The organism is Hallerella sp., from assembly GCF_022776125.1.
Lineage (GTDB): Bacteria > Fibrobacterota > Fibrobacteria > Fibrobacterales > Fibrobacteraceae > Hallerella > Hallerella succinigenes.
Map to the genome: position 1 here is coordinate 48,897 of NZ_JALFIA010000056.1, position 6,747 is coordinate 55,643.

At 49.7% G+C, this 6,747-nt stretch carries 7 protein-coding genes; all 7 read left to right on the top strand.

Annotated features, from left to right (window positions below; genetic code table 11):
- The first annotated feature begins 43 nt into the window (after positions 1-43).
- Entirely contained in the window at positions 44-1,288 is a 1,245-nt protein-coding gene (locus MR847_RS07395; RefSeq protein ID WP_106519981.1) for a M16 family metallopeptidase, read from the top strand.
- Between the two features lie 10 nt (positions 1,289-1,298).
- On the top strand, positions 1,299-2,627 hold the full coding sequence (gene murD / locus MR847_RS07400; RefSeq protein ID WP_287723395.1) for a UDP-N-acetylmuramoyl-L-alanine--D-glutamate ligase: 1,329 nt from the start codon (positions 1,299-1,301) through the stop codon (positions 2,625-2,627).
- 108 nt (positions 2,628-2,735) lie between these two features.
- A complete protein-coding gene (locus MR847_RS07405; RefSeq protein ID WP_287723397.1) occupies positions 2,736-2,867 on the top strand; it encodes a hypothetical protein in 132 nt (43 codons plus the stop codon).
- 66 nt (positions 2,868-2,933) lie between these two features.
- Entirely contained in the window at positions 2,934-3,074 is a 141-nt protein-coding gene (locus tag MR847_RS07410; protein WP_287723399.1) for a hypothetical protein, read from the top strand.
- A 26-nt stretch (positions 3,075-3,100) separates the two neighbouring features.
- Entirely contained in the window at positions 3,101-3,835 is a 735-nt protein-coding gene (locus MR847_RS07415) for an SDR family NAD(P)-dependent oxidoreductase (protein ID WP_100424743.1), read from the top strand.
- Positions 3,836-4,096: 261 nt separating this feature from the next.
- A complete protein-coding gene (locus MR847_RS07420; RefSeq protein WP_277001583.1) occupies positions 4,097-5,971 on the top strand; it encodes an endo-1,4-beta-xylanase in 1,875 nt (624 codons plus the stop codon).
- 332 nt (positions 5,972-6,303) lie between these two features.
- Positions 6,304-6,747 (top strand): carbamoyl phosphate synthase preATP-grasp domain-containing protein (locus tag MR847_RS07425; protein WP_502798509.1); only part of this gene is annotated, 444 nt, incomplete at its 3' end.

The following is a 6,747-nucleotide window of genomic DNA, read 5'->3' on the forward strand; positions in this document are numbered from 1 at the left end:
TTCGGACGGATTTTTTTGCTGGAACCTTTTCTACATTTGGTGCATGCTTCGTCAAAAGATTTTGAGAACGGAACTCGATAACGGGATTACCGTTCTCACGGATTATATGCCCGGCGCCTATTCGGCGAATGTGGGAGCTTGGATTCCCCGCGGTTCTCGCCATGAAACAGCGGAAACGAACGGGCTTGCGCATTTTTACGAACATCTCGTTTTTAAGGGAACGGAGAAGCGTTCCGCTTTTGAAATTGCGCACACAATCGAAGACCGCGGCGGAAACCTCGAAGCTTATACGACGCGACAGGAAACGGGCTTTTACGCCCAAGTGGTTCGCGAAGATGTGCCTCTTGCCTTGGACGTCATCTCTGACATGCTAATGCACCCGCGTTTCGATTCGAAAGAAATTGAAAAGGAACGCAAAGTCATCATCGAAGAAGTGCACAGCTACGACGATATTGCCGAGGAATGCGTGGGAGACCTCTTCAACGCGATCCATTACAAGGGCTGCGGCTTGGAATTTCCGATTGCGGGAACGGTCAAGACCGTAAAAGGTTTAACGCGAACCGACCTGCTTGAATATGAACGACAGGTTCTGGAAGATTTGCCGCTCACGGTGTGCGCAGCCGGTAAAGTCGATCACGAAAAATTCGTAGAACTGGTGCAGCAATATTTTGAAGCGAAAAAATCTGCCAAGAAACCTTTTGCAAATCCGTACAAGGCGAACGCCCTTCAAAAGACAAAGACCAAAAAGGAACTGAGCCAGTCAAATCTTTTTTGGGGAACGAGCTTTGACTTTGCAGACGGGAATATGGATTTTTTAAGAGCACTCGGTCTTTTCAATGTCGCTTTTGGTGCCGACATGGGTTCGCGCCTTTTCCAAAAGGTGCGTGAAGAACGCGGCCTCGCTTATTCCGTCTATTCGATGACGGACGTTTTCAAGGATACACTTGGCTGGGGCGTTTCGCTTGCGACCGCTCCGCATAAAATGAACGTAGCCCTTTCCATTGCACAGAAGGAATTTCAAAACTTTTTGCAGAACGGATTTGAAAAGGGTGAACTCGAACGCACCAAGATGAATGTAATCGGTGGCCTTCGCATTGCTGCGGACAGCTGTGAAAAACGTTTAATGCGCCTCGCCGATCAGAGCTTGCATTTGGGAACTGTCTATTCGATGGTGGAAACCGAGGCGCAGGTAAAGGCTTTTTCGGAAGAACGTATAGTGGAACTTTTGCGCGAAGCGTTTAAGGACGCTCCGTTTGCGACGGCGATTGTGAAACCGGCGAAAAAATAAAGAGGAATGTATGAAACAGAATTTGATAGGCCCGGTGGGCATCCTCGGATTTGGTGTCGAAGGCAAGAGCACTTTGAATTACCTGCTGCGAAACGGCATCAAGGACATTGTAGTGATGGACAAAAATCCGGTGGAACTTCCTGAACTTCCGTCCGATGCAAAGGTGCAAACCTTTGACGGTGAAAAGTATATGGAAGGTCTCAATAACTGCGTGACTGTCGTGCGTTCTGCAGGCGTTTACCCGATGCAGCAGGAACTTTTCCACTTCCAGATGAACGGTGGCGTGATCACGAGCCAAATCGAAATCTTCCTTGCGGAAACGAATTCGAGGTCGGTCGTTGGTGTAACGGGTACGCTTGGCAAAGGCAGTACGGTCAGCATGATTCGCCATGCTTTGAATGCTTGCAAAATTCCTTGCGTCATCGGCGGAAACTTTGGCGTGCCGGCTCTCGATCTTTTGGAGGATGATTCCGCAGACCGTGTTTCGATTCTCGAACTTTCGTCGTTCCAGCTGATGACGCTTCCGACGTCACCGCATGTGGGCATTGTACTGCGCGTTTCGACGGAACACTTGGACTGGCACAAGTCCGTGGAAGAATATCGCGACGCAAAGGCAAATCTGGTGCGTTGGCAAAAACGGACCGATTACTGCGTGTACATCCAGGATGCGGCGCCTTCTGCTGCGATTGCTCGTGAAAGCGGAGCGCAGAAACTTTCTTACGGCTCCAAGGATGCGGATGCGGTCTTTACCCCGGATTCTCTTTCGATCGACGGTTATACGCTCAAACTTTCGGATTGCAAAATCCGCGGTGCTTATCAGCTTGAAAATATGGCGGCGGCGCTCCTTGCTGTGAAGGCTCTTGGCGCGGATGTTGCCACTGCCTTGCAGTCGCTTAAGTCTTATGAAGCTTTGCAGTTCCGCATGGAATTCAAGGGCGAAAAACGCGGCATTGAATTTTACAATGACTCTTACGCGACCCGCCCGGATGCGACGATGGCTGCGGTCAGGAGCATGAAACGCCCGTTCTCTTTGATCCTTGGCGGATCGGAAAAAAATGCGGACTTTACGGAACTTTCAAATCTCCTTGCGACGCTTCCGAATTTGAAGAAAATTTCTTTGATCGGAGCAACGGCAAAACGCATGCTCGAATCGTTAAAGCTCGCCGGTGTTTCGGTGCCAAAGCAGATTTTCCCGGGCCTCGATGAAGCCTTTGCAGACGCCTGCTCTCTTGGAAAAGGTTCCGCAGTGCTTCTTTCCCCGGCTTGCGCAAGCTTTGGACTTTTTAAGAATTACAAGGTGCGCGGCCAATGTTTTGACGCCTTGGTTGAAAAATTCTAAAACGTTTAATGCTCCATCAGCATAAGGTTCTTTTGAATGAGCTCCAAAATGCGGAGTAAAGCCGAGAACATAAGGCTCGTTATCGCTGAACGCAGATCCATAAGTCGCATGATCGCTGGAATAAAGCAGGTTCACCTTGTCGACGTACACATCGCTGCCGGAGAAGGCAAGGTTGAAACGATTTCGACGGAACTGCTGGATTCGCTGCTCGAAGAGGATTCTTTATCGCTTGCAAGATAATCTTTGACGGAAATGTGCGTCTAGGCTCCGAGATCGTAGCCGCTTTCGGTAATCTGGCTTGCGCTGATGGCGGTTTCCTGTGGGTTAATAGAAAATGGAATGCTGGAAATTGAGGATGCCCTAAAAACGGTGGATATTTTTGTAAACGGGGAAGTTGAAATAGGATTTGCACATTTTCGTTCCGGAATTTATTTAGGTATAGAGTAAAATTTCGAGAATATAGAGGAGATTTTATGTTGAATGTTCAGAATCGTTGGTGCTTGATTACAGGCGCTTCGCGTGGTGTAGGTCGTGAAATTGCAAAAAAAATGGCTTCGCTCGGTGCAAATTTGATTTTGCAGAGCCGTTGTCGCAAGCATTCTGAAGAAACCGCAAAAATTGTCCGCGAAATGGGCATACAGGCTCTTTCGGTAGAATGCGTTTTGGAAGATGCCAAGTCTGTGGCGGCTATGCTTTCGGAAATCGATTCGACGAGTTTGAACGTGGAATTGGTTTTTAACAATGCCGGTTTGATGAGCCAATATTTTGTCGATTATACGTCGAATACGCTTGAAGATTTCCACCAGGCAATGGCGGTGAATTTTTATGCTCCGATCCAGATTGCTTATCACTTTTTGCCGAAGATGATTCAGAACGGTTTTGGTCGTATGCAGCTTACGACGAGCGGTATTGCAAATGAACCGGAACTCGCCGCTTATGCTTGTGCAAAGGCCGCCTTGACCAAGTTTGTGAAGGATTTTGCTTGCAAATTGAACGGAACCGATGTGATGATGAACGTGATGGATCCGGGTTGGCTCCGCACGGATCTCGGCGGTCCAAAGGCGCCGAATGCTGTTGAATCGGTTATTCCGGGAGCACTTGTCGGTGTCCTGCTTGAAGATAAGAAGAGCGGTCGCTGGTTCAGTGCACAGGATTACGTCGATATGGACGTCGAATCTGCGGTGAAAAAAGCGGAATCCGTCGAATAATGATGCGACGGAAGCGGAAAACTTCTGAACTGTTCCGCAAAGTGTTTTGCGGTCAAAAGATTTGGCACAAATTACGGTGAATTACCGCACAGGAACGCGTGATGTCTGGAGTCTAGCGGCTATGGATTTGACCCAGGGAGAATCGTTGTTCTTTTTTACAACAAAAAGTCGGTGAGGGCTCTAGGAAAAATCAAACTTCCAAAATAATTTTATCATTACCTTCAAAGACAAAAACTTGAAAAGGATTAGGTGATGAGAAAAATGAACTTTTGGAAAGCGGCCGTTTTGGGATCGGCTCTTCTTTGTGGAACGGATGCTTTTGCAGCAGACAGTACTCTGAGCGAACTTGCCGCTGCGCGTGGACGTTTTGTCGGCTCCATTTTGAACTCGGAATGGTTCAACAACAGTCTTGGCAGTGATGCGACGATTTATGAATCGACGCACAAGGCGAACTTCAACATTGTCGTTGCAGAAAACGAAATGAAGTTCGATGCGACGGAACCGAGCCGTGGTAGCTTTAGCTTTACCAAGGGCGATAAGCTCATGGCTTATGCGGCGGCGAACGGTATGCAGGTTCGCGGTCATGCTCTTGCCTGGCATAGCCAGGTGCCGAGTTGGGTCAGCACTTTGGCGCAGCAGGTTGAAAGCGCGGGCGGCAGCGCACGCGATACGCTTTTGAGCGTTTTGAAAACCCACATCGACAGCGTCGTTGGTCATTACAAAGGCAAGATCCGCGAATGGGACGTGGTGAACGAAGCGATTAATGATAACGGCACGCATGGCTGGCGTTCGGAAGGTTCCGTTTGGTACCAGTACATAGGCCGTGACTTTATCGACTCCGCTTTTGTCTGGGCGCACAAGGCGGATCCGGATGCAAAGCTCTATTACAACGATTACGCTCTCGAATGGGGCATGGGCACGGGCACCAAGGCGCAGTTCGCCTATGACTCAATTGCGGTCCGTTTAAAGAATGCAGGCATTTACATCACGGGTATCGGCACGCAGACCCATATCCAGAATACGCATACTTCGACGCCGTCGAACCTTCGCACGCTTGCTTCTAAGCTAAAGAGCATCGGCATGACCATGCAGATTACGGAACTCGATATTGGATTTGCACTGGGAACGGCGATTTCCGATGCGGATTATGCGGCTCAGGGCCATCTGTACCGCCAGTTCATGGACCTATTCCTAGAAGCGGAAAACATGGAAGCCTTTGTGATTTGGGGCTTTAGCGACAAGTACAGCTGGCTCAAGGATCAGAGTAAGTACAACGGTTTGATTTTTGACTCAAGCTTTGCAAAGAAGCCGGCTTACGATAGCCTCGTCGCTTCCTTGAAGGCGCACGACGCTTCGACCGTGACCGCTGCCGGAAGTGTGGATCCGGTGGAATGGGAAAGCGGCAGTACCTTTGGCAAAGCGACCTATGTGATTGTGGATTATACAACGGCTGGCGCTGAATCGGTGGGTAGCTGGAATGGCGACGTGGCTGCGGGCTTGCCTAGCTTTGTTTCGACCGCTCTCGATGGAGTGACGGGCTATATGGATGTTCCGCTTGCGGGTTGCGATCAGAGCGAAGAATCTTGCGGCTACCAGCATGCAATTTACACGCTTCCGGATGACGCTGTGTCGAAGAATGTGCTTGCCAAGTGCGAAAACCTGCTCATTACGATGCGTGGCAAGACAGAAACGAACTATGTGAATGTGGGCGTGAACTCTCCGTGGTTCAGCTTGCAGTATGGTCGTGCAGCTGAAGTCGGCTCTTGGAGCGAAGCGACTGTGGACTTGCAAGCGGTGCGTGATTCTGCGGCTGCTCCGACACAACTTACCTTTAACAGCAACGGAAGTGGCGTCTACGTTACGAAAATCGCCGCTGTCGGCTGTCCGGATGACCTTTCTCCAATCCAGAAAGTTTCCAAGCGTTCGAACCTTGGCATGAGCTTTGCAAACAAGAATCTTTATGTGAACGGCACAGACCGCGCGAAGGTGGAACTTTTCGATATGCAGGGCCGTCCGGTGTTGAAGGCTCTAAATGTGAACGGCTCCGTTTCGCTGCAGGGCGTTGCTAACGGTCTCTACGTGGTCCGCGTTTCGACAGGTTCAGTCTCCTTGATGAAGCGAATTGTGATTCAGTAAGCTGATATCCCAATTTCCTCGTGGGCTTTTCGGTTTCCGCCGAAAAGCCTTTTTTTCTACAAAAAGATCATTTCTGTCAACTTTGGGTTTTTACCATTTAAAATTCCCACATTTTTGTCTATATTGTGCCAAGTTTAAGCTTTTGCGAGATTGAGAAGTAAATGAACGCGATGACGAATACCATGCGCAAGTTCACCGGTGGCAAACATTCCACCGCGGTCGTTTCTATTTCTTCCATTTGCAAAACCTTTGATTGTTGTTTTTTGAATGTCGGGCCTTTGGGTTCGACATTTTTTTTGCGTGCAGGATTTTAACTAATGGAGACAAGAAATATGAAGATTGAAGGCATCGACAAAGTCCTTATCATCGGTTCTGGCCCGATCGTAATCGGCCAGGCTTGCGAATTCGACTACTCTGGCACCCAGGCCTGTAAGGCTCTGCGCGAACAGGGTTACAAGATCGTGCTCGTGAACTCCAACCCGGCTACCATCATGACCGACCCGGTCATGGCCGATGCCACCTACATCGAACCGCTGAACGTCGCCCGCCTCACTCAGATTATCGAAAAGGAACGCCCGCAGGCTCTCCTCCCGAACTTGGGCGGTCAGACTGGCCTGAACCTCGCCTCAGCACTCAGCAAGGCCGGCGTGCTGGACAAGTACGGCGTGAAGGTCATCGGTGTAAACCTCGATGCTATCGAACGCGGCGAAGACCGTGAAATCTTCAAGGAAACCATGCAGAAGCTCGGCATCGACACCCCGCGCTCCGGCATTTGC